Here is a 20,264-nt window from a genome sequence, read left to right as displayed (position 1 = left end):
TACGAATGGGTGGAGAAGGACGGCAAGGACGTCTTCGTCATCAACGCGCAGAACTGCGTGCACTGCAAGACCTGCGACATCAAGGACCCGAACCAGAACATCAACTGGGTGCCGCCACAAGGCGGCGAAGGCCCGGTCTATCCGAACATGTAATGTTCGGGAGGCGGGCCGCACGGACCTCCGTGAAGAAGGCCGGCGAAGGCCCGGTCTATCCCAACATGTGATGTTCGGGAGGCGGGCCGCGCGGACCTCCGAGGAGAAATCCGGCGAGGCCCTGTATCTCGGCATTTAGGGCTCAGAGCGAGCCTTTGACCGAATGAAGCAAAGCGGCGCAGGAGTTTCCAGCGCCGCTTCTTTTTTACCAGGTGCGGTCGACGAAATCGGCGATCAGAGGCGCTATCTCGGGCAGGTATTCTTCAAGTGCGAAGTGTCCGGTCTCGAAGAGATGCAGCTCAGCCTCGGGCACGTCGCGCAGAAACGCGCGGGCGCCCGGCTCGGTGAAGAAGGGGTCATTGCGTCCCCAGGTGATCAGGGTTGGCGGTTGATTGCGCTGAAGCCAGTCCTGCCACTCGTCATAGCGCGCAAGGTTGCTCTTGTAGTCGAAGAACAGGTCGTATTGCGGCTGGCGCCGTTCCGGCAGATCGAGAAAATGCTGGTCCATCGTCCAGCCGTCAGGTGCGACGCGTTCGGGATCGCTCGTGCCGCCCTCGTACTGGGCGCGTGTCATTTGCAGCGTCAGCAACTGTTCGATCCTGTCGCCGGCGTCGACATCTTCAGGCGTCAGCGCAATGAAACTCCGCGCCGCCTCCGACAGGCCCTCGTGACAGGCATTGCCGTTCTGCACGATCAGGCCGGCGATCAACTCCGGACGGCGGGTGGCGAGCCGAAGGCCGACCGGCGCACCGAAGTCGAAGACGTAGAGCATGAACCGCTCGATTTTCAGTGCGTCGACGAAGCCTTCCATCAGATCCGCCAGCCTGTCGAAGCTGTAGGTGAACTGGCCGCCGGCTGTGCTTGAGGTCGGCGCGTCACTGTGGCCGAAGCCCGGATAGTCGGGCGCGATCAATCGATAATGGCTGCCGAGCGCATCCATCAAACGACGATACTGGTGAGACGAAGAGGGGAAGCCATGCAACAACAGAAGGGTTGGGGCGTCGGCGCCATTCGGCACGCTCTCCCGATAAAACAGGCGGACACCGTCGATTTCGACAAACCGGTGGCGAATGGCAGGAATGTGAGTGACGGGCATTTAACACTCCTAAATATAATAATTATACATTAGAATTGTATCGACGCGACTAATGTGTCAACTGTAAAAATAGACATTAGCAAGGCATGAGGCCGTAAATGGATGTGACGCCGTTCGTGGGTGAGTCCCTGGCCCTGGATCTCGTGAATACGCGGCCGCAGGTTTCGGCGGGCGTCATCGATCTTGTTGCCGATGGCGACGGGCTGAGAGCGTGGGTCGAGCTGGAAAAAGATCGTCTTCAGGATGTGTCTTCGACAGATTTGGCTTCGATCTCTGCCGATGAGCTGCGGCTCATCCATTCGGTTCGCGCGCATCTGGCGACTGCCCTCGATCACCAGATGCGCGGGCTCTCTGTGCCTGCTCATGCGGTCGACGGCCTCAATGCCGCAATGCGCGCAGCCCCCGCCGTCCATCGGCTTGATTGGGGTGATCCGCCCATCCTCGCCCGCCAGAGAGAAGGATCAGCGGCGGCGCGCCTGGCGGCCCTCCTTGCCGAGGATGCTGCAGCGCTGCTGGCGGGGCCCGAGCGCCAGCAGATCCGCAAATGCGAGGCGCAGGATTGCGTCATGCTCTTCGTCGGCAACAATCCCCGGCGACGCTGGTGCTCGGCGGCGCGCTGCGGAAACCGCGTGCGCGTGTCGCGCTACTACCAGCGCAGCAAGTCGCCATGACCGGCGCCCCTGAATACACGTCAACTATGTTCGAATATTAGGAAAGGCACCCACTGGCGCAAATGGGAAAGTCCTTGCCGGAAAACCCCGGTAGCTTTCATGGTGTCGTCGGCTCGTGGCCGATGGCCTGCAGGCCGTTCGGTCACTGTTGTTTGGAGTTGGACCGAGCCTTGCGACGCTGTCGATCCCTGCGGTGCGATCGGCGGCGTGACGGGATGCACCGCCAGAACAAAGGGAACGAAAATGAAGAAGCTTCTTGCAACGACGTGCCTGGCCGCCGGCCTTCTTGGCCTTGCCGGCACCGCCTCGGCGGCCGAATGCGGTGACGTGACGATCGCCAACATGAACTGGCAGAGCGCCGAAGTGCTGGCGAGCGTCGACAAGATTATTCTGGCGGAAGGCTATGGTTGCAACGCCGAGCTGGTGGTCGGCGATACCGTCCCGACAATCACCTCGATGATCGAAAAGGGCCAGCCCGACATCGCGCCGGAAGGCTGGGTGGATCTTCTGCCCGACGTCGTCAATCGCGGGCTCGAGGAAGGCAAGCTGGTTGGCGCCGCCGTCGCGCTTTCCGATGGTGCCGTCCAGGGCTGGTGGGTGCCGAAATACATCGTCGACGCCAATCCCGACATCAAGACGATCGATGACGTGCTGAAGCACAAGGAACTGTTCCCGGATCCGGAGGACGCCAGCAAGGGCGCGGTCTTCAATGGTCCCCAGGGCTGGGGTGGCACGGTCGTGACGACACAGCTCTACAAGGCCTATGGCGCAGAAGCGGCGGGCTTCACGCTGGTCGATACCGGTTCGGCCGCCGGCCTCGATGGCTCGATCGCCAAGGCTTACGAGCGCAAGCAGGGCTGGGTCGGTTATTACTGGGCGCCGACGGCACTTCTCGGCAAATACGAGATGCTAAAGCTCGGTCACGGCGTCGAGGCGGACGCGGCCGAGTGGAAGCGCTGCAACACGGTTGCCGATTGCGCGGACCCGAAGAAGAACGACTGGCCGAAGGACAAGGTGCAGACATTGGTGACCAAGGCCTTTGCCGATCGTGCCGGTCCGGCCATGGACTACCTCAACAAGCGCGCCTGGACCAACGACACGGTCAACAAGCTGATGGCCTGGATGACTGACAACCAGGCAAGCGGCGAGGAGGGCGCCAAGCACTTCCTCCAGGAAAACCCTGATATCTGGACCACATGGGTTTCGCCCGAGGTCGCCGAAAAGGTCAAGGCCGCGCTCTGATCGCGCCGATTTGAGCCAACGGGCGGCGCGGTCACTGGCGCCGTCTCCTAGTTCGACGTCCGGCAAAGCACAACAACAATCGCGGCCGGCGAGATGTGAAGGGGAAATGGAATGGACTGGTTTACCCAGTTTCCGCATATGGATGACGATAGCCTCCGGGCGCTGAAGAAGGCGATCGACGAGGGGTTCCGCGGCTTCACGCGCGCCTATGGCGACGCAATCGAAGGCTTCTTCGAGCCCTTGCAGTTCTTTCTCATCCAGTCGGAGCGCTTCATGACGAAGACGCCCTGGCCGATCATCCTGGTGCTGATCGCGTTCGTCGCCTGGGTCGCAAGCCGCAACTGGAAGATCGTCGCCGGCTGCATCGGCACTCTGCTTCTGATCGGCTACTTCGACATGTGGGACGATACGATGAAGACGATCTCGATGATCTTCGTCTGTACCGTGCTGTCGATCGCGATCGGCATTCCGCTCGGCATCGTCATGTCCCGTTCCGACCGGATCCAGAACATCGTCAATCCTGTTCTCGACGTGATGCAGACCATGCCGAGCTTCGTCTATCTGATCCCGGTCGTGATGCTGCTCGGCATCGGCAAGGTGCCGGGACTGATCGCTGTCGTGATCTATGCGATCCCGCCGATGATCCGGCTCACCAACCTCGGCATTCGCCTGGTCGACAAGGACGTGCTCGAGGCGGCCGATGCCTTCGGCTCTTCCGGCTGGCAGAAACTCAAGAACGTGCAGATGCCGCTTGCGCTGCCGACCATCATGGCTGGCATCAACCAGACGATCATGATGGCGCTGGCGATGGTGGTGATTGCATCGATGATCGGCGTTCAAGGGCTTGGCCAGCCTGTTCTGAAGGCGATCGCCAACCAGTATTTCACGCTCGGCATCTTTAACGGGCTGGCCATCGTCGGCATTGCCATCATCTTCGACCGCGTCAGCCAGGCCTATGGCCATCGTCTGCAGAAACACCGCGAGATCATTCACGGCTGAGCCATCTCGCACGCGATAAAATGAGAGCCCCGGGCGGGAAGCTTTCCGGGGCTCTTCTCGTTTCTGGAGCGTCGTGCGTTCAATTGAGCGGCAAAGGCCGCCCTAGGCGCGGCTCGAAAGGATACCGGTCGAAAGCGCAACGCCAGCGGCCGTGACGGTCGCGGCCATTACTTGGAACGGACCGATCTGTTCGCCGAGCAGGACGGCGCCACCGATCATTGCGAGCACCGGGGTGATCGCCGTGAAGGCGGCCGCCTGCGTGCCGCCGAGGCTCTTCACCGCAAAGCCGTAGGCGACCATGGCAACGAGGCCGGACAGGATGCCCTGGCTGGTGATCTGCAGGGCGATCTCCTCGACCGGAACACTGGCAAGCGTGCTGCCGAAACAGGCGGCAAGGCCCAGATGAATGAGGAAAGACCAGACGGCGATCAGCGCGCTTCCCTGCAATGGGCTGAGGCCCGAGCGGCGGAATGCATGGGTGTAGATTGCCCACAGCGTGGCCGCCGCCGGAAGCAATGCATATCCGATCCAGCCGGTCGGGGCCGAAATCGCCAGGTTTCTTGTCGTCAGGATGGCAACGCCGGCGATGATCGCGGCATAGCCGATCACCCGCATCCGATCCGGCCGCTCGCCAAAGACCGTCATGCCGATCAACGCTGTGGCAAGCGGCATCGAGCCGCCGAGAAGAATGCCGACCGAGGAGGCGGGAACGTTGTGGATTGCGAAGGCGGAGACCTGGAAGAACAGCGCGCCCGAGCCCGCAACCATCAGGGCAAGCAGGACAACCGGCAGCTCGCGAGGCAACAGCCCGGTCTTCAGCCATACCGGCGCAAGCAGTAGCGCCGGCACGCCGTAGCGGATCAGCCCGAGGTCGATGGTCCCGAGTGCGGTGCCGGCAGAGTGACGCGTTGCCAGGATCCAGCCGGCCCAGATGAGGACGGTGACGAAGGCGCCGGCATAACCAGCGGCAACAGGCGTCGTATTGCCGCGATCGAGTGTGAGCGCAACCATTTGAAATTCCTTCCCGATTTGGCTATCCCCTGGGGCTTTGGGGTCTGGAAGGAAGATTAAGTCCGAATGACAGGGCATGTCCTTGCGATTTGTGGCTGAAATCGGCTATCGTCAGCAACAAAATGCCAATTGTTACCTGTAAAGTTTGCGATCATGCCAAATCTTGATAAATTCGATTTCGCCATTCTCAAGATCCTTCAGGAGGATGCGCGTGCGACCAACGTCGAGATTGCCGAAAAGGTCAATCTCTCGCCTTCGCCCTGCTTGCGACGCATCCGCAATCTGGAGAAATCCGGCATCCTGCGCGGCTACCGCGCCGATATCGATCGCAAGGAGGCGGGTCTCGGGCTCACCGTCTTCGTGGAGATCAAGGTGGGGCGCCACAGCCGCGAGAACGCGCAGCTGCAGCAGGAGGCGTTGCTCGCCATTCCCGAGGTGGTCTCGTGTTTTCTGATCTCCGGCAACGCCGATTTCCTTGCCGAGGTCGTAGTCGAGGATCTTCCGGCCTACGAAAAACTCTTGACCGAGACCCTGCTGGCCTTGCCTGGCGTGACGGACATCCGCTCCAATTTCGCCATCCGTTCGATCAAGACAGGTGGCCCGCTGAAATTGCCCGAACCGCGCTGACGTCGCGGTGACCGATGATGCGAACTCTCTCTCGGCAGACGATTGCCGGCCCGGTTGTCGCACTCAAGGCCCCATTGGCCGCCCTCGACTCCCGTTAAGTTTTCGTAAGGTGGTGGAAACGGCGGCAATCACACTTATCTGATCGCGGTGAGCCGCTAGTTGCGGCGGTGGAGCCAGTGACGCGTTCATGAAAATCAAGGCAATCTTCAATCGTGACGGCGGAACCTTCCGCACGACAGATATGGCAGCGTATGGCCGGATGGTCGAGGAGATCTTTCGCAACGCAGGCCATCAGATCGAGATTGCGGTGGTTTCCGGCAGCGAGATGCAGGCGACCCTGGAACGGACGTGTCGCCGCGACGATCTCGACGCCATCCTTGCCGGCGGTGGAGACGGCACAATTTCGGGCGCCGCCGGTGTTGCCTGGAAGAACCGCATGCCGCTTGGCGTCGTCCCGGCCGGGACGATGAACCTCTTTGCCCGCACGCTGAAGCTGCCGCTCGATATCTGGAAGGTGCCGGAGGTGCTCGCAAACGGGGTGATCATCGACGGCGACATCGGCAGTGCCGACGGCCGAGCCTTCGTGCACCAGTTCTCCATGGGCCTGCATGCGCGCATGGTGCGCTACCGCGAATCCTATAGTTTTCGTTCAAGGGTCGGCAAGATCGCCGCAAGCACCCGTGCGGCGGTTGGGGTGATGCTCAATCCCCCAGATTTCGAAGTCGAGTTCGATGTCGATGGCCATCAGGAGCGCCGGCATGTCTCGGCGGTTTCGGTGTCGAACAACCCGTTCGGGCGCGATACCCTGATGTATGCCGATGACGTGACCGCCGGCCATCTCGGCTTCTACACGGCGCCGCCCTTGAGCCCGCCGGGTGTCGCCAAGCTCGCCTTTGACGTGATGCGCGGCAAATTTCGTGATAGTCCGTTGATCACCGCCATGAGCGGTCATGCACTCGATCTGCACTTTCCCAAGGTAGAGCGCCGGATCAACTGCGTGATCGACGGTGAACTCCTGCCGATGGGGCGCGACGTCGCGCTTCGCATTCACCCAGGTGAACTTAAGCTGCTCGTCGGCGCCGACCGCGACGGGTCGTCGATCCATCGCGACGGGTCGTCGATCCAGAAGTAACCGAAGCTGTAGCGATCCTGTTGCTTGCCATGGAGATAGGGCAGGGCAAGCCGCTGCGGCTTCCCCGTCTCCGACAACCCGAACGAATTCAAGGCATTGACAAGCTGCTCCGGTGGCAGAGAGCCGAGCTTGCCATCATCGCTCCAGACGACGAGAAGCGGCCCGGCGAGACGATCGATCGGGCTGTTGACGTTCCCGGGCACGAGGACTTTGGCGCCGTGCAGTCGCGTGCGGAGATTGCCGGCCATCTGCTTGTCCGTCGTCAGAACCATGGCCGGTTCGCGGCCCTCCTGTTGAACCACGGTGTCAATGAGAGTGCTGTAGGGAATGCTCAATCTTGAAAGCTTGCCGAACCAGGGTCGGACGGCCGCGCGCGTCGAAACGACCACCAGCGTGGTGACAATGATAAAGCCAACGGTGAGCAGGAAAGGCCGGACGCTAAGCGTGGTATCGACGCCGGATGCCTCGACCTTGAGGGCAAGGTAAAGCGGCAGCAGGACGAGAAAGAGAACGAGCCACTTTTCCCGCATATGGGTCGCGCCAACGGCGAGCATGATCACCAGTACGGTTGCAATACATATCACCAGCATGCGTCCGACGACGCGGGCCCAGCGGCTCTCGGCGCGCCAGATCGCCGGCAGATCCTTGCGGAAGACAACACCGAAAATAACCAGGATGATCGCGGTGCCGCGAAGCGTCGAGGCGACCAGCGCGATCACGGCCTTCAACGCCTTCGAGGCGAAGCTCGCATCCTGCCCCGTTCCCATCTCCTTGAAGGTATTGTTGGAAGCAGCGCCGATATTCTGCAGGATCCAGTAGCCGTGCGGCAATGCAATCAGCGCGCAGACGGCGATCGCTAGCAGGATGCGCCAGTCGAAGAGCCGGGAGCGGAGCTTCGGCTCCGGCAGGATCGCGAGGATTGCCGCGCCAGGAACGAGCACAAAATTGTACTTCGAGATGACGCCGAGCCCGACGGCCATGCCCGTGAGCCCATAGGCGAAGAGGCTCGGCCGGGTCATCGTCCGCAGGAATGCATAGAGAAACAGCGAAACGGCCAACAGGGCTGCGACCGTGTGCGAGAGGTCACGTTGGGCGAGCAGGAAGACCGGCGGAAACGTCAAGACGCCGAGCGCGGTGATCGCCGCCAGGCGCCGGTCGTTGAGGACCTCGCGCCCCGCGAGGCCGATAAAGAGACAACAGAGGAACAGGAGTGTGTTCTTGAGCAACGTCATCGTTGCCAGCGATGGTCCGAGCAGCGAGGTCAGCCCGTATTGCAGCCAGTTGTAGAAAGGCGGTTGCGAGCCGTAGCCGAGCATCAGGAACTGCGAGACGAAGGCCTGCTCGGACTCGTCGATCTCAAGCGATGTGGAAGCGGAAAGGCGCAGGCTGATGCAAAGCAGGAAGTAGCCGGCAATCAGCGCAATGACGAGGTTCGGGCGGCGATTGACAACTTCAAGCATCTGTCTGGTCCCGGACGAAGACCTGACGCACGACGTAGTTTGTCGTGCCGTCGTCGCTGAAGTAAGTGCGTGCCATCATTTCCGCGAGAATGCCCGTGGTTATGAGCTGCAAGGATGACAAGAACAGCATGACACCGACGATCAGCATCGGTCGTGTTCCGATGTCATTGCCGAGGATGAACTTGTCGAAGCCGAGATAGGCGAGGATGAGGGCGCTGAGCGCGCCGCTCGCCAGCCCGATCGAGCCGAAGAAATGGCCCGGGCGAGCCTTGTAGCGCATGAAGAAAAGCACCGACAGCAGGTCGAGAATGACCCGGAACGTTCTGGAGATCCCGTACTTGGACTGGCCATGCTGGCGCGCGTGATGGGTAACGGGCATCTCGCCGATGCGGCTGCTCGGTACAACGCCGGCCACCCAGGCGGGGATGAACCGGTGCATTTCGCCCATCAGCTTCACCTGCTTGATGATCGCGGCCCGATAGACCTTCAGGCTGCAGCCATAATCATGCAGCCTCACGCCGGTGATCTTGCCGATCAGGCGGTTGGCGCACCAGGACGGAATTTTCCTGAGCAAAAGACCATCCTGCCTATTCTTGCGCCAGCCGACGAGCAGGTCGAGCTGGCGATCTTCGATCGCCCTGACCATCTCAGGAATATCGGCCGGGTCGTTCTGCAGGTCGCCGTCGAGCGTGGCGATCAGTCGGCCGGATGCTGCGTCGATACCGGCCTGCATCGCCGCCGTCTGGCCGAAGTTCTTCTGCAGTTCGACGATCTTGAGGTCGAGGCCGGGGTTGGAAAGTGCTTGCCGTGCGTTCGCAAGCGTGCGGTCGGTGCTGCCATCGTCGATGAGGATGAGTTCCCACGGCAGCGGAAAGCCTGAAAGGGCGTCGCAGACACGCGTGATCAGTGGCTGGATGCTGTCCTCTTCGTTGAACACCGGGATCACGACGGATAACTCGATTGTGTGCATAATACCACTCGTGCAAGCGCCGCTCGCGCGGCCGCAAGAATTGGACTGTGCTTATATAATCATTTTTTTGCATAGATATCGGTGATAACCAACGTTCAATCTGGCGTTCCAACACGGGAAATCGAGGCCTGATGACATCGGATTGCGAGTCCGACCGGCGATCCTGGTTCGCCCGCAACCGGATGACAATGCTGTCGGCCGTTGCCATTGCGGTCTACGCGGCCTTTGTCGAATGGTTCTGGGGCTGGCCGGCGCTGCTGGCGCAATGGTCCGAAATCGGCCTCGGCGCAGCATTCTCAGCCCTCGTGCTGCTCATTGCGACCTATTTCGTTCGCTGCTATCGCATCTACGATTACTTCCCGAACGAGACGACCGGGCGCTTCCTGCCGCTGTTTCGCGTCACCCAGGTTCACAATCTCCTGAACATCATGCTGCCGTTTCGGGCCGGCGAAACGAGTTTTCCGCTGCTGATGCGGTCGGAATTCTCAGTGCCCTTGGCCCGCGGTACGGCCGCCCTCCTGGTGATGCGCCTGCTCGACCTGCACGCACTTCTGGTCGTCGCGGCAATCGGGCTTGTCATCGGCCATGGCTCGGCCGCCCTGTGGGGGCTATGGCTTGCCGCCTTCGTCTCGCCGCTGCTTTTCTTTCTCTTGAAGGATCATGCGGTTGCGCTCTCGCGCCGGCTCCTGCCGGTAAAGCTCGATGCGCTTGTCGATGAGCTGGAGGCCGGCCTGCCGCTGAACGCCCCTGCCTTTCTGCGTGCCTGGGGCATGACCATCCTCAACTGGGCGGTCAAGGTGATCGTACTTGCCTGGGTGCTGGCGGTCATGGGTGTTGCGCCGCTTGCGGCCTGTTTCGGCGGCGCGCTTGGAGGGGAGCTTTCTTCGGTGCTGCCGATGCATGCACCCGCCGGCGTCGGCACCTACCCGGCGGCGATTGCGGCGGGCGCCATTTCCTTCGGTGCTCCCGCTGGCCGAGCGGGCCTCGAACAGCTCGCCACCGCGGGCGTCAACGCACATCTGCTGATCATCGTGTCCGCGGTCGCGGGCACGATGCTGTCGATGGTCCTGGGACGACGTCGCTAAGCAATTCCAGTAAAGCTATGACGCGGTTCTCCGACGGAATTGCGCCGTCCCAAAGATTATTGGAACGACGTTTCGTAGAAGCTCCGAAGCTTGCGCGAATGCAGTTTTTCCGGCGGCATCGCCGCGAGTTTCTGCAGCGCGAGGATGCCGATCTTCAGATGCTGGCTGACCTGCGTGCGGTAGAAAGCGGTCGCCATGCCCGGCAGCTTCAGTTCGCCGTGCAGCGGTTTGTCGGATACGCAAAGCAGCGTCCCATAGGGAACGCGGAAGCGGAAGCCGTTGGCGGCGATCGTTGCCGACTCCATGTCGAGCGCTATGGCGCGCGCCTGGGACAGACGCTTGACCGGACCGCGCTGGTCGCGAAGCTCCCAGTTGCGGTTGTCGATGGTCGCGACGGTCCCGGTGCGCATGATCTGCTTCAAATCATAATCACGGTAGCCGGTCACTTCGGCAACGGCGTCCTGCAACGCCACCTGCACCTCGGCAAGTGCGGGTAGCGGGATCCAGACCGGAAGGTCGTCGTCAAGCACGTGATCTTCGCGCATATAGGCATGCGCAAGCACATAGTCGCCGAGGCGCTGGCTGTTCCTCAAGCCCGCGCAGTGGCCGAGCATCAGCCAGACATGTGGGCGCAACACGGCGATATGGTCGGTAATTGTCTTGGCGTTGGAGGGGCCGACACCGATATTGACCATGGTGATGCCGCCGTGGCCCTTCTTCTTTAGGTGGTAGGCAGGCATCTGCGGCAGGCGGGCAAGCGTGAAGTCGGTCTCCGGCTTGTCGGCGCCGGCGGGCGTGATGATGTTGCCGGGCTCGACGAAGGCGGTGTAGCCGTTGCCGCCTTCGGCCATCTGCTGGCGGGCCCAGGCGCAGAACTCATCGATATAGAACTGGTAGTTGGTAAAGAGCACGAAGTTCTGGAAATGTGTCGCGCTCGTCGCTGTGTAGTGGCTGAGGCGCGCCAGAGAATAATCGATACGCTGGGCTGTAAAAGGGGCAAGCGGAGAGGGCTCGCCGGGACCCGGTTCATAGGACCCGTTGGCGATCTCGTCGTCCGTGGTCGTCAGGTCAGGTGCATCGAACAGATCGCGCAGCGGAATGTCGATGGTGCTTGCCGCCGACGCTTCCACATGGGCCCCTTCGCCAAAGGCGAAATGCAGCGGGATCGGGGTCGCGGATTCGGACACGGTGACGCCGAGCCCGTGATTCCGCGTCAATAGCCCGAGCTGTTCCTTCAGATAGTGCCGGAAGAGTTTCGGCCGGGTGATCGTGGTCGTGTAGACGCCGGGCGCACTGACATAACCATAGGAAAGCCGGGAATCGACGTGCCCGAAGCTACTCGTCTCGATGCTGACCTGCGGGTAGCAGGCGCGGTAGCGGGTCAACGGCTCGTCGGTTTTGCCCAGCCTCTCGAAAGCGTCGCAGAGGAACCGGGTGTTGCGCTCGTAAAGTGCCTCGAGGCAATCGACGGCAGCAACAGGATCATCGAAATACTGCGGCTCGAAAGGCTCGGGCGTTGCGGTCGAAAGGACGGAGTGTGAAGAGATTCGCTTGTTCATGTCGCATTATAGGCTGCAGCTTCTGACAAGCAAACGACAAGATGCCGGCGTTCACAACCACGCGGCGATCTTTGGCCGACCCTTCAGCGCGGGCCCGCAAGGATGATCGCGCTGCCGATCAGGGCAACGGTCATGCCGGCCAGATCCCAGCGATCCGGCCTGACGCCTTCGGCAAGTCAGAGCCAGAGCAGCGACGCGGCAATGTAGACGCCACCATAGGCCGCATAGGCACGGCCTGCGGCTTGGCTGTCGATCAGGGTGAGGAGCCAGGCAAAGAGCGCCAGCGATCCCATGCCGGGTATGAGCCAGATGATGGATTTATCGAGTTTCAGCCAGGCCCAGAAGGCAAAACAACCGGCGATTTCGGCCAGAGCGGCGAAGATGTAGACGAGATAGACGGGCATCGGGGCTGGCATCGGCTTGTTGTGGCGAATCCTCAAGCCCGAGATGACCGTAAGGCGACGGCAAGCGCAACCCGGATAAAACAAAGGGGCGCCGCGCGCCCCTTGCAATCCTCCGGGGAGGGCGCCTCAGGTCATCGCCTGACGCTGCAGAGTGACGAAGAGGACAAGGCCGGCGCCCTGCTTGCCGATGCCTGAGCCGCTGGCCTTCGAATAGGCGAGCGCCCCGACCGGCGCCATCAACAGGCTGGCGAGCGCCAGCACGCGCAGCGACAGAAACGCGGAAGTCGAAAGTGCGGCCAGCATGTTCGTCTCTCCATCAGATCACAAAGTGATCGGTTTCAGTTTGGGGCGAGGTTGGAAGCAACGTCCGCCTGCCTGTCCCGATTACAGTTTCGCCTGGCAGTATTGCGCGGTGTGCGCGGTGCAATCGGTCAGCGAACCAAGGTAGGTGTTGCTGCGGCGACGTTCGGTGTCGGCACTGACCGCGGCGGCGAGTGTTACGGCGAAAACGACCATCAGAAGGCTGATGATGGTGAGGCGCCGAGCGAGGATATCCATGGTTCCGTCCGTTGTTTGGAGGCAGGTTCAAATCGATTGAGTGTGTTTTCGCACACCCAAACTGAATTGTTGCTGAGATGCCCGTTCATCTGGCGTTCATCTTCGGTTGCGCTGGGGTGCAAGATGCACCCCGCTAGTGAAAGCCCCTGATCGTCGGCAGAAACATGTGACCATGCGAAAAGGGCGGCCAGTGGCCGCCCTTCTAACTTCCGCGTCTGTCCGCGCTGCGCGCGACTAGAGACGCGTCCAGGTCTGCGACTTGCACAGCACCTTCAGCACGCAGCCCTTCATCTTCAGCGAATTACCGTTGACCGCGCCCGAGCCGCTATAGGTCTTGTCGTTATCTGGGTCGGTGATTTCGCCCGAATAGAAGCCGCCGGTACCAGCGAGGTTGCCGATGCGCTTGCCGGCATGTTTGCCGGTCTTGAGCGTCACGCAGAACGCGCCGCCGCAAGGCGCAATCTCTGCCGTAGCGCCACTTGCCGTCTTCCAGTTGCCGACGATCGGTTCTGCCGCGGTGGCTGCTCCGGCAATACCAAATGCGAGCGTCGCGGTGATGAGCAGGGTGCGTAACATTGTAGTCCTCCAGATAGAGGCTGCCGGCGTGGTCCGCTTCGCCGGCAGCTCTTATGTCCTCGTATGAAAGGCAGTCTCCTCACCGCCGCGGGCAAGATAGCTTACGCGCACGTAAAGGTAAACAAGCCCAATGGCGGCTTTTGCTGCTTTTTCCTGAGCGATTTCGGCCGGTCTTCGCGGAAGGATTTGCGCGGGCTTTGGCGGCGCCGATTGTTTCGTGGTTAGCGTTTGGTTGAAATCGCGGATTGAATATTTCGTAAATTTTGAGGCAAATGCGCCGGATTTCCGGACTTCCGATGTTTAACAAAAACTCAAGTTTACCAAGCGTTTGAACTTTGTTTGTTGCAAATTAAGCATGCATTTTAAGCGCGCATTGAAGCCCGTGCTGCATAGTGAAGCCATAAGACGAGCGGAGAAAAAACCGCTCCGACAAACCACCGAAGACGACGCCGCAAAAAGACGGGGCGCTTCGGAAAGGCCCGCAAAGAGGCAAGGTCGAACAGGGACCAAAACAAGTGCTGATCTGGAGCATGGTCCGCCCCAAACGGGCGGGCCGCTTCGGAAAAACCAACCAGGCAAGACAGGGACACGACAATGGCACGCTTTGATATGCAGATTGCTTCGGATGCCGCGATGGGTGGTGACAACCAGGCGGAAGTCTTTTGCGATATGGGTCTGGCCTACGCGACGGGCCATGGACGCCCGGTCGACCTCGTCGCCGCCCATAAGTGGCTGAATATCGCAGCGATCAAGGGTTGCGACCGCGCGGTTGATCTGCGCGCCGATCTGGCAATGACGATGAGCAAGTCGGATCTCGCTGCAGCGTTGCGCGCCGCCCGCGAATGGATGACGATACACTGACGGAATAGGGCGGCGGCACCCTGAAGAGATAGCCGCCCATTGCCCTCGTGTGATTGGCCGAACCTGAAGACCGGGTCAGGCCAGCTTCTTTAGAACTTCTGGCAGAGCGGCTTCGAACAGGGCCATCTCTGCTTCCGGTCCGGTGCTGACGCGGATGCAGCGATTGAGCGGCGCGACCCCGGGCATCCGGATGAAGATGCCATGATCGCTCATCAACGTATCGACGATAGCGCGGGCGTGGGTGGCATCCTGGCCACAATCGATCGCCACGAAATTGGTGGCGGAAGCGAGCGGCGTGAGGCCGTTCCCGGTGGCGATTGCCGCGATACGCTGGCGGGACTCCGTGATCTTTGCCGTCACCTCCTTCAGATAATTCTGATCCGCAAGTGCTGCGACCGCTGCAGCAACTCCAATCCGGTTCATGCCGAAGTGGTTTCGGATTTTGTCGAATGCCTGGGCCGTGCCCGGCGTGGCGATGACGTAGCCGACGCGCGAACCGGCAAGCCCATAGGCTTTTGAAAAGGTGCGCGTGCGCACCACGTTCGGCATGTCGACCAGGGCGTCGATGGCCGGCAGCGCATCCGCCGGCGCCGTTTCGCAATAGGCTTCGTCCAGAATGAAGAGCGTCGTCTCCGGCAAGGCCTTGGCGAATTCGACGATGCGTTCGGCCGGCCACCAGCTTCCCATCGGATTGTCAGGATTGGCGAAATAGACGAGGGGAGCGTTCTCCCGCTTCACGGCCGCCAGCAATCCGTCGAGGTCTTCCCGATCGCCGGCATAGGGTACGGCGATCAGCCGGCCGCCGTGGCCGACGACGTGATAGTTGAAGGTGGGATAGGCTCCGAGCGAAGTGACGACAGGCATGCCGGGCTCAATCACCATGCGGACGATCTGGCCGAGCAACCCGTCGATGCCTTCACCAATCGCGATGTTGGCCGGGGTGGTGCCGAGATGTGCGGCAAGCGCCTGCTTCAGGTCGTGGTTTTCCGGGTCGGCGTATTTCCAGGTCCCGCCGGCTGCTTCCCTGATCGCGGAAAGCACGCTCTCAGCCGGACCGAAGCCGCTTTCGTTCGCACCGATCCGCGCCGCGATCGCTCGCCCGCGCTGGCGTTCGATCGCCTCCGGCCCGACAAACGGGATCGTTGATGGCAGGGATTGGATGAGCGGCGTGAAGCGAGAAAATGCGGACATGCTGAATGATGAACCCCGTTCGGATGAAGTGCCGGGGAACTTACCGCATGCTTTGGCAATTCGGAATCATCCCGGCAAGAAAAGCAGCCGGAAATCTGTTGTGCCGCGTTATGCCGCGATTTGGACTATCGGCGGGGCTTCGTCCCCTTGCCGTTTTGTCCAGTGAAGAAATCCTGCCGGATGATCTCGCGCAGCAAGGTCTGCTCGATCGGCTTGATGAACTGGACGCCGATGCGTTCGCCGTTTCGGTAGACCTCGGCGCAGCCGATCCGGAGCGACGTGCCCACGATATGCAGATAATAATGCTGCGGCAGGCCGATATTGGTGTCGACTGCAAAGCTGGCGCCGCCGCGAGATATGTCGATCATTCGGCAAGATCGCACCGAGACGCTGCCGAGACCCGGCTGCACCGCTGTCAGCGTGCCCGCATGCCCGATGGAGAATCGTTCATAGCGTCGCTCGTAAAAGGGCGAGGGGACGCAGGAATACATTGTCTGGTTCTGCATGCGTCATTCTCCGCCAGTGCCGGGTCGGTCGGCGCGATCAGGTACTGCGCGCATCGCTCGACCCCGGACAATTCATTTGTCCCACATCGTATCGGTGGGCGATTTCCACCGATGCTAGAATCAGTTTTACAGGAGAAACTTGCAATCCCCTGAAATCGATCACTAAAAATCTAATGTCGCGCATATTGCAGTGACGGATCAGAGCCCGCCGCTTGAAAATTGCATTCGGATGAGGCGCCGCAGGAAATCCGTGGAAAGCAGCATGTTGAAGCGCACCCCGAGTTCAGGGCCTTCCCGGTGAACCGCAGAGCAGCCGATCTCTTCGTTGAAGCCTTCGATCTCCAGGAAGAAATGCTTGGGTAATAGGATCGCGGCGTTGAAATCCAGCATCGCGCCGGCAACCGAGATATGGCGCAGGAGGCATTGATACTTGGTCTTGGCTTTCAAGTGCTGGCCAATGACGAGAATCCGGCAGGGCCGCTCGATGAAATAGTGCTGATGGGTTGTTGCGAGCTGGCCGGGCTTTCCTTCGGCGACATGCATTTTCATGGACATGGCAAGCTCCGTATCTCTACGGCCTTTCAAAACCCTGCAGATCTAACGCTCTCGACGGAATCGTCGGTATATCGATGTGGTGTCTGAGCTAAGCATGCCGACTTGCTTCGACCTTGCGCCGTCGCGAAGTGCGCCGGCGCTAAATTATGGCGCGTGCGCACATTGAAAGCCCCCACCTCATACGTAATACTTTCGTCAGGCATGACCGGGGCGCGCACCGCACGCTCCGAGGGCAAACGGGCGAGGGCGCTCCGTCGTTGAAGTCGAGGCAAGGCGGAAAACGATGGTCGGCGCCGGAGGGAAGGGCATGTTCATGGGGTTTTCGCGGCGGTGGCTGTCGCTCTCTGTTATCTGTGTGGCGCTGATTGTGTCGATGCCCGCCGGGGCATGGGCGGCCAAGCGCGTCGCACTGCTGATCGGCAACGAGAAATACGAGGAGACCTCGCCACTCAATAATCCCGCCAATGACGTGGAACTGATGAAGGCCTCCTTCGAGGAGGCCGGCTTCGATTCCGTCACGACGGTGCATGACGTCAGCCGCCAGGACATGGTCAAGGCACTGCGCGACTTCGAGGATCTCGCAACCGGAGCCGAGGTCGCCATCGTCTACTATTCCGGCCACGGAATGGAGATGAACGGCGAGAACTATCTGCTGCCTGTCGACGTGCAACTGAAGACGGACAAGGACGTTGAGGACGAGGCGATCGGCCTCGACCGGGTTCAGCGTTCGCTGGAAGGTGCCACCAAGCTCAAACTGGTCATCCTTGATGCCTGCCGCAACAATCCATTCGAACAGAGCATGACGCGCTCGATCTCGACCCGGGCGGTTTCGCGCGGGTTGGCGCGTGTCGAACCCGAATCGGCCGACCTTCTCGTCGCCTTCGCCTCCAAGGCGGGCACCGTGGCGCTCGACGGGGAAGGCAAGAACAGCCCGTTCGCCACAGCGCTTGCCAAGTACCTGACGGAACCGGGCGTCGATGTCCGCATTGCGCTCGGCAAGGTGCGCGACGAAGTGGTATCGGTGACCAACCGCGGCCAGGAGCCATTCGTCTACGGGTCGCTCGGCGGTGCCCAGATCTTCCTCAACATCAAAGAGGTGAACATCAGCGTCACCAACAATGGCGGACAGCTGTCGCCGAACAGCCAGTCGCAGGCGGCCGCCGACTGGCAGAACATCCGCGACCTTGCCGACAAGGATCTGCTAACCGCCTTCCTGGCAAAGCACGGATCGGACCCGGTCTATAAGATGCTGGCCGAGAAGAAATTGAAGCTTCTGACTGAAGCCGAGCAGACGTCGACCGTGACGCCTGACGAGATTGCCTGGGAGGCGCTGAAGCAGTCGACGGACGCCGCGGCGCTGACGCGGTTCATCGAACGCTATCCTGATAGCAAACACAAGGTGGAGGCCGAACAGCAGATCGCAGCGCTCGAGCCGCAAAAAGGTCTCAACGTCTCGCCGACCGGCAAGGACACGCAGGCTTCGCGCGATTGCTATCTGCTTGCCGGCGAGCCGCAGTCGATGCCTGGCTTCCTCGGGGTCAATTTCCTGAAGCTCGACGCCGAGCGGGCGTTGACCGCCTGTGCGCAGGCCGTCAACGAGAACCCCGACGACATGATGCTGGTCAACATGTTGGGCCGCGCCCAGGACGCCGGACGCAATTATGTCGAGGCGCGGCGCAACTACCAGAAGGCGGCTGACGGCGGCAACATGTATGCGCTGACGAATCTCGGTTGGTTTTCGATCTACGGCACCGACGGGCCGGTGGACATCGACCAGGGCAAGCGCATGTTCGAGCAGGCCGCCCGCGGCGGAAATGCCTATGGGCAGGCGTCGCTCGGCTGGCTCTATCGCGAGGGCTATGGCGGTCTTGCGCAGGATTATGCCGAAGCCGCCAGATGGTATCAGCTTGCCGCCAATCAGGGCTATGCCAACGCCATGGCGACGATGGGCTGGTTCTATCGGGAAGGTCTCGGTCTGCCGAAGGATCTGGCGCAGTCACTCTCCTGGTATAAGAAAGCGGCCGAAAGCGGCGACACCAATGCCATGTCCTCGCTTGGCTGGGCCTATCAGAACGGGCTTGGAACCGAGCAGAGCTATCCCGAGGCCAAGGTCTGGTACGAGAAGGCGGCCAACATGGGCGATTCCTATTCCATGGCCCTGCTTGGCTGGTTCTATGATATCGGCAACGGCGTCGCTCAGGACTACGTGCAGGCGCGCACCTGGTACGAGATGGCTGCCAACGCCGGTAGTGCCTACGCCATGGGCAATCTCAGTCGCCTTTACGATTACGGCCTTGGCACCAAGGCGGACGCCAAGGAGGCGGTTCGCTGGGCAGCGGCCAGCATCGAGGGAGGTGATCCGGCCAAGCTCGAAGAGGTAAAGACACAGCCCAACAACTTTACGCCGGCCTTCCGTAAGGAAATGCAGAGCCTGCTTAAGGATCGTGGTTATTATGGCGGCCCGATCGACGGCGACTTCGGCGCCGCGACACAGCAGGCGATCGAACGTCTCGCGCGCAAATCTTAAGGCCCGCGGCACATGTCGACACAAAAAGCACCGGGAGATCCCGACGCTTTTGCGTTGGGGTGGCGAGAGCAAACGGGACGCGTCGGCTTTGTGTCATCGGTCGGCCCACACGAAAATGCGAGGAATTCCCGCAAACCGACAAAAAAATCTTGCATTGGCCGCGGAGTGACACTAGTCAGGCGCTAACGGAGAGGTGGCCGAGTGGTCGAAGGCGCTCCCCTGCTAAGGGAGTATACCCGGAAGGGTATCGAGGGTTCGAATCCCTTCTTCTCCGCCATTCTTCCCTGGTCGTCCTAATCCGCCTGCTCCGTGTCCTTGTGACGCCGATCCGTGGTTTTGACGAACCACTCTCTTCCGTCAGCACTCAACTTTGCCATCCGCCCTCGTCGGCAGCTGTCGCCTTTGCGGCTTATGTCCTGTGAACGCTGTGGCGGTGACTGCGGTCTATCCCCAGGTGCAGAATCGCACGCACACATGGTTTGCGATTCTCGGCATTGATTCTGATGATTCTTCCGGCCCTGAGCTTTCTTCGTGAAGCGCTTTCTTGAAGGGAACGCTGTTTTAGGTGTTCGGTGCCCGGGTGAAATTGAAGTTTGCGCCCGGCTTTTCCCCTGTTTTGGGCGGGTTTCTGCCTCTTTCTGAAACAGGCGATGGGTATTCCCCTTACGCTAAACCCCCGTCGCCAAAGGGTTTTCTTAATGCTTTGTTAATTTTCTCCGGGGGTCTGCGGCGATTTTGTGTCGTTTCAGCAACAGGGTTCGGTGAAGGGCGATGCAAAGGGCATGATCTCGCCAGTTGGACGTTGCGCCGATGATCCGGTCTTGTATTTTCAACTCCGGAAGCAAGGGCGGTTGATCGTCCGACTTCTTGAACGTTGGGGATGGGGCAGGGAAAGCTGTCCTTCAGCAAAATACCCAGACCCGTTTGAAACTTTTGACTGGAGGTCAGAAATGAACATCAAGAGCCTTCTTCTCGGCTCCGCTGCTGCTCTCGCAGCAGTATCCGGCGCACAGGCAGCCGACGCCATCGTCGCAGCCGAGCCGGAGCCCATGGAATACGTTCGCGTTTGCGACGCTTTCGG

The 20,264-nt window shown here is 60.7% G+C and carries 21 protein-coding genes, 1 tRNA gene and 1 pseudogene; 11 read left to right on the top strand and 12 right to left on the bottom strand.

The window, feature by feature from the left end:
* Window positions 1-153: 4Fe-4S dicluster domain-containing protein (locus tag BBX50_RS29520; protein ID WP_139108848.1), on the top strand; the 153-nt coding region annotated here is incomplete at its 5' end.
* 205 nt (window positions 154-358) lie between these two features.
* Here BBX50_RS29520 and BBX50_RS23855 read toward each other — a convergent pair.
* Window positions 359-1,249 carry an alpha/beta hydrolase gene (locus BBX50_RS23855; protein WP_065777800.1) on the bottom strand — a complete coding sequence of 297 codons (891 nt, stop codon included), beginning with the start codon at window positions 1,247-1,249 and terminating at the stop codon, window positions 359-361.
* Window positions 1,250-1,347: 98 nt separating this feature from the next.
* Here BBX50_RS23855 and BBX50_RS23850 point away from each other — a divergent pair, with 98 nt between their 5' ends.
* The 3 genes from BBX50_RS23850 (at window position 1,348) to BBX50_RS23840 (ending at window position 4,161) form a co-directional block, all read left to right on the top strand.
* Entirely contained in the window at window positions 1,348-1,920 is a 573-nt protein-coding gene (locus BBX50_RS23850; RefSeq protein ID WP_065777799.1) for a CGNR zinc finger domain-containing protein, read from the top strand.
* Window positions 1,921-2,163: 243 nt separating this feature from the next.
* Window positions 2,164-3,162 carry an ABC transporter substrate-binding protein gene (locus tag BBX50_RS23845; RefSeq protein WP_065777798.1) on the top strand — a complete coding sequence of 333 codons (999 nt, stop codon included), beginning with the start codon at window positions 2,164-2,166 and terminating at the stop codon, window positions 3,160-3,162.
* A gap of 111 nt (window positions 3,163-3,273) precedes the next feature.
* On the top strand, window positions 3,274-4,161 hold the full coding sequence (locus tag BBX50_RS23840) for a proline/glycine betaine ABC transporter permease (protein ID WP_065777797.1): 888 nt from the start codon (window positions 3,274-3,276) through the stop codon (window positions 4,159-4,161).
* Between the two features lie 102 nt (window positions 4,162-4,263).
* Here BBX50_RS23840 and BBX50_RS23835 read toward each other — a convergent pair whose 3' ends face one another.
* The gene (locus BBX50_RS23835; RefSeq protein ID WP_065777796.1) at window positions 4,264-5,172 is read right to left on the bottom strand and encodes a DMT family transporter; all 909 of its coding nucleotides are present in this window, start codon (window positions 5,170-5,172) and stop codon (window positions 4,264-4,266) included.
* Window positions 5,173-5,325: 153 nt separating this feature from the next.
* Between BBX50_RS23835 and BBX50_RS23830 the strand changes: the two genes are divergently transcribed.
* Both BBX50_RS23830 and BBX50_RS23825 read left to right on the top strand, forming a co-directional pair.
* Complete coding sequence (locus BBX50_RS23830) at window positions 5,326-5,799, top strand: Lrp/AsnC family transcriptional regulator (RefSeq protein WP_065777795.1); 474 nt, start codon at window positions 5,326-5,328, stop codon at window positions 5,797-5,799.
* A gap of 187 nt (window positions 5,800-5,986) precedes the next feature.
* On the top strand, window positions 5,987-6,931 hold the full coding sequence (locus BBX50_RS23825; RefSeq protein WP_065777794.1) for a diacylglycerol kinase family protein: 945 nt from the start codon (window positions 5,987-5,989) through the stop codon (window positions 6,929-6,931).
* On the opposite strand, the gene BBX50_RS23820 is transcribed toward BBX50_RS23825, so the two are convergent.
* Together BBX50_RS23820 and BBX50_RS23815 are read right to left on the bottom strand one after the other, a co-directional pair.
* Entirely contained in the window at window positions 6,847-8,391 is a 1,545-nt protein-coding gene (locus BBX50_RS23820) for a glycosyltransferase family 39 protein (protein ID WP_065777793.1), read from the bottom strand. The genes BBX50_RS23825 and BBX50_RS23820 overlap by 85 nt on opposite strands.
* Complete coding sequence (locus tag BBX50_RS23815) at window positions 8,384-9,361, bottom strand: glycosyltransferase family 2 protein (RefSeq protein ID WP_065777792.1); 978 nt, start codon at window positions 9,359-9,361, stop codon at window positions 8,384-8,386. Before BBX50_RS23815 ends, BBX50_RS23820 begins: the two co-directional genes overlap by 8 nt.
* 131 nt (window positions 9,362-9,492) lie before the next feature.
* Here BBX50_RS23815 and BBX50_RS23810 point away from each other — a divergent pair, with 131 nt between their 5' ends.
* Window positions 9,493-10,446, top strand: coding sequence for a lysylphosphatidylglycerol synthase domain-containing protein (locus tag BBX50_RS23810; RefSeq protein ID WP_065777791.1), 954 nt, complete (start codon window positions 9,493-9,495; stop codon window positions 10,444-10,446).
* A 56-nt stretch (window positions 10,447-10,502) separates the two neighbouring features.
* On the opposite strand, the gene BBX50_RS23805 is transcribed toward BBX50_RS23810, so the two are convergent.
* The 5 genes and pseudogenes from BBX50_RS23805 to BBX50_RS23795 all read right to left on the bottom strand — a co-directional run bounded on the left by BBX50_RS23805 (window position 10,503) and on the right by BBX50_RS23795 (window position 13,543).
* Window positions 10,503-12,005, bottom strand: coding sequence for an AMP nucleosidase (locus BBX50_RS23805; RefSeq protein WP_065777790.1), 1,503 nt, complete (start codon window positions 12,003-12,005; stop codon window positions 10,503-10,505).
* 83 nt (window positions 12,006-12,088) lie between these two features.
* Window positions 12,089-12,409: pseudogene (locus BBX50_RS23800) on the bottom strand (YnfA family protein).
* 126 nt (window positions 12,410-12,535) lie between these two features.
* On the bottom strand, window positions 12,536-12,712 hold the full coding sequence (locus tag BBX50_RS30605; protein WP_162493761.1) for a hypothetical protein: 177 nt from the start codon (window positions 12,710-12,712) through the stop codon (window positions 12,536-12,538).
* Between the two features lie 81 nt (window positions 12,713-12,793).
* Complete coding sequence (locus BBX50_RS30600; RefSeq protein ID WP_034804185.1) at window positions 12,794-12,967, bottom strand: hypothetical protein; 174 nt, start codon at window positions 12,965-12,967, stop codon at window positions 12,794-12,796.
* Window positions 12,968-13,201: 234 nt separating this feature from the next.
* Window positions 13,202-13,543 carry a DUF2147 domain-containing protein gene (locus BBX50_RS23795; RefSeq protein ID WP_065777789.1) on the bottom strand — a complete coding sequence of 114 codons (342 nt, stop codon included), beginning with the start codon at window positions 13,541-13,543 and terminating at the stop codon, window positions 13,202-13,204.
* 594 nt (window positions 13,544-14,137) lie between these two features.
* Between BBX50_RS23795 and BBX50_RS23790 the strand changes: the two genes are divergently transcribed.
* On the top strand, window positions 14,138-14,404 hold the full coding sequence (locus tag BBX50_RS23790) for a sel1 repeat family protein (RefSeq protein WP_065777788.1): 267 nt from the start codon (window positions 14,138-14,140) through the stop codon (window positions 14,402-14,404).
* Window positions 14,405-14,479: 75 nt separating this feature from the next.
* Here the strand turns inward: BBX50_RS23790 and BBX50_RS23785 are convergent, their stop codons facing one another.
* From BBX50_RS23785 to BBX50_RS23775, 3 genes are all read right to left on the bottom strand, one after another.
* Complete coding sequence (locus tag BBX50_RS23785) at window positions 14,480-15,595, bottom strand: pyridoxal phosphate-dependent aminotransferase (RefSeq protein ID WP_065777787.1); 1,116 nt, start codon at window positions 15,593-15,595, stop codon at window positions 14,480-14,482.
* Window positions 15,596-15,720: 125 nt separating this feature from the next.
* Window positions 15,721-16,101, bottom strand: coding sequence for a PilZ domain-containing protein (locus tag BBX50_RS23780; RefSeq protein WP_065777786.1), 381 nt, complete (start codon window positions 16,099-16,101; stop codon window positions 15,721-15,723).
* Window positions 16,102-16,299: 198 nt separating this feature from the next.
* Window positions 16,300-16,656 carry a hypothetical protein gene (locus BBX50_RS23775; RefSeq protein WP_065777785.1) on the bottom strand — a complete coding sequence of 119 codons (357 nt, stop codon included), beginning with the start codon at window positions 16,654-16,656 and terminating at the stop codon, window positions 16,300-16,302.
* A 307-nt stretch (window positions 16,657-16,963) separates the two neighbouring features.
* Here BBX50_RS23775 and BBX50_RS23770 point away from each other — a divergent pair, with 307 nt between their 5' ends.
* The 3 genes from BBX50_RS23770 to BBX50_RS30090 all read left to right on the top strand — a co-directional run.
* Window positions 16,964-19,183 (top strand): caspase family protein, encoded by a 2,220-nt coding sequence (locus BBX50_RS23770; protein WP_161490888.1) that lies wholly within the window; start codon window positions 16,964-16,966, stop codon window positions 19,181-19,183.
* Between the two features lie 187 nt (window positions 19,184-19,370).
* Window positions 19,371-19,460, top strand: a tRNA-Ser gene (locus BBX50_RS23765).
* Window positions 19,461-20,133: 673 nt separating this feature from the next.
* Window positions 20,134-20,264: porin (locus tag BBX50_RS30090; protein ID WP_201723516.1), on the top strand; the 131-nt coding region annotated here is incomplete at its 3' end.

Source organism: Ensifer sp. LC11, assembly GCF_001695835.1.
In the GTDB taxonomy this organism is placed as follows: Bacteria; Pseudomonadota; Alphaproteobacteria; order Rhizobiales; family Rhizobiaceae; genus Ensifer.
Note: the sequence above shows the minus strand (reverse complement) of the source record. Positions and strands in the feature narration are given on the sequence as shown.

Bases quoted from the DNA above. Each gene is read 5' to 3' on its own strand.
- BBX50_RS23855 (WP_065777800.1), bottom strand. From the start codon at position 1,249: ATGCCCGTCACTCACATTCCTGCCATTCGCCACCGGTTTGTCGAAATC.
- BBX50_RS23850 (WP_065777799.1), top strand. From the start codon at position 1,348: ATGGATGTGACGCCGTTCGTGGGTGAGTCCCTGGCCCTGGATCTCGTG.
- BBX50_RS23845 (WP_065777798.1), top strand. From the start codon at position 2,164: ATGAAGAAGCTTCTTGCAACGACGTGCCTGGCCGCCGGCCTTCTTGGC.
- BBX50_RS23840 (WP_065777797.1), top strand. From the start codon at position 3,274: ATGGACTGGTTTACCCAGTTTCCGCATATGGATGACGATAGCCTCCGG.
- BBX50_RS23835 (WP_065777796.1), bottom strand. From the start codon at position 5,172: ATGGTTGCGCTCACACTCGATCGCGGCAATACGACGCCTGTTGCCGCT.
- BBX50_RS23830 (WP_065777795.1), top strand. From the start codon at position 5,326: ATGCCAAATCTTGATAAATTCGATTTCGCCATTCTCAAGATCCTTCAG.
- BBX50_RS23825 (WP_065777794.1), top strand. From the start codon at position 5,987: ATGAAAATCAAGGCAATCTTCAATCGTGACGGCGGAACCTTCCGCACG.
- BBX50_RS23820 (WP_065777793.1), bottom strand. From the start codon at position 8,391: ATGCTTGAAGTTGTCAATCGCCGCCCGAACCTCGTCATTGCGCTGATT.
- BBX50_RS23815 (WP_065777792.1), bottom strand. From the start codon at position 9,361: ATGCACACAATCGAGTTATCCGTCGTGATCCCGGTGTTCAACGAAGAG.
- BBX50_RS23810 (WP_065777791.1), top strand. From the start codon at position 9,493: ATGACATCGGATTGCGAGTCCGACCGGCGATCCTGGTTCGCCCGCAAC.
- BBX50_RS23805 (WP_065777790.1), bottom strand. From the start codon at position 12,005: ATGAACAAGCGAATCTCTTCACACTCCGTCCTTTCGACCGCAACGCCC.
- BBX50_RS30605 (WP_162493761.1), bottom strand. From the start codon at position 12,712: ATGCTGGCCGCACTTTCGACTTCCGCGTTTCTGTCGCTGCGCGTGCTG.
- BBX50_RS30600 (WP_034804185.1), bottom strand. From the start codon at position 12,967: ATGGATATCCTCGCTCGGCGCCTCACCATCATCAGCCTTCTGATGGTC.
- BBX50_RS23795 (WP_065777789.1), bottom strand. From the start codon at position 13,543: ATGTTACGCACCCTGCTCATCACCGCGACGCTCGCATTTGGTATTGCC.
- BBX50_RS23790 (WP_065777788.1), top strand. From the start codon at position 14,138: ATGGCACGCTTTGATATGCAGATTGCTTCGGATGCCGCGATGGGTGGT.
- BBX50_RS23785 (WP_065777787.1), bottom strand. From the start codon at position 15,595: ATGTCCGCATTTTCTCGCTTCACGCCGCTCATCCAATCCCTGCCATCA.
- BBX50_RS23780 (WP_065777786.1), bottom strand. From the start codon at position 16,101: ATGCAGAACCAGACAATGTATTCCTGCGTCCCCTCGCCCTTTTACGAG.
- BBX50_RS23775 (WP_065777785.1), bottom strand. From the start codon at position 16,656: ATGTCCATGAAAATGCATGTCGCCGAAGGAAAGCCCGGCCAGCTCGCA.
- BBX50_RS23770 (WP_161490888.1), top strand. From the start codon at position 16,964: ATGTTCATGGGGTTTTCGCGGCGGTGGCTGTCGCTCTCTGTTATCTGT.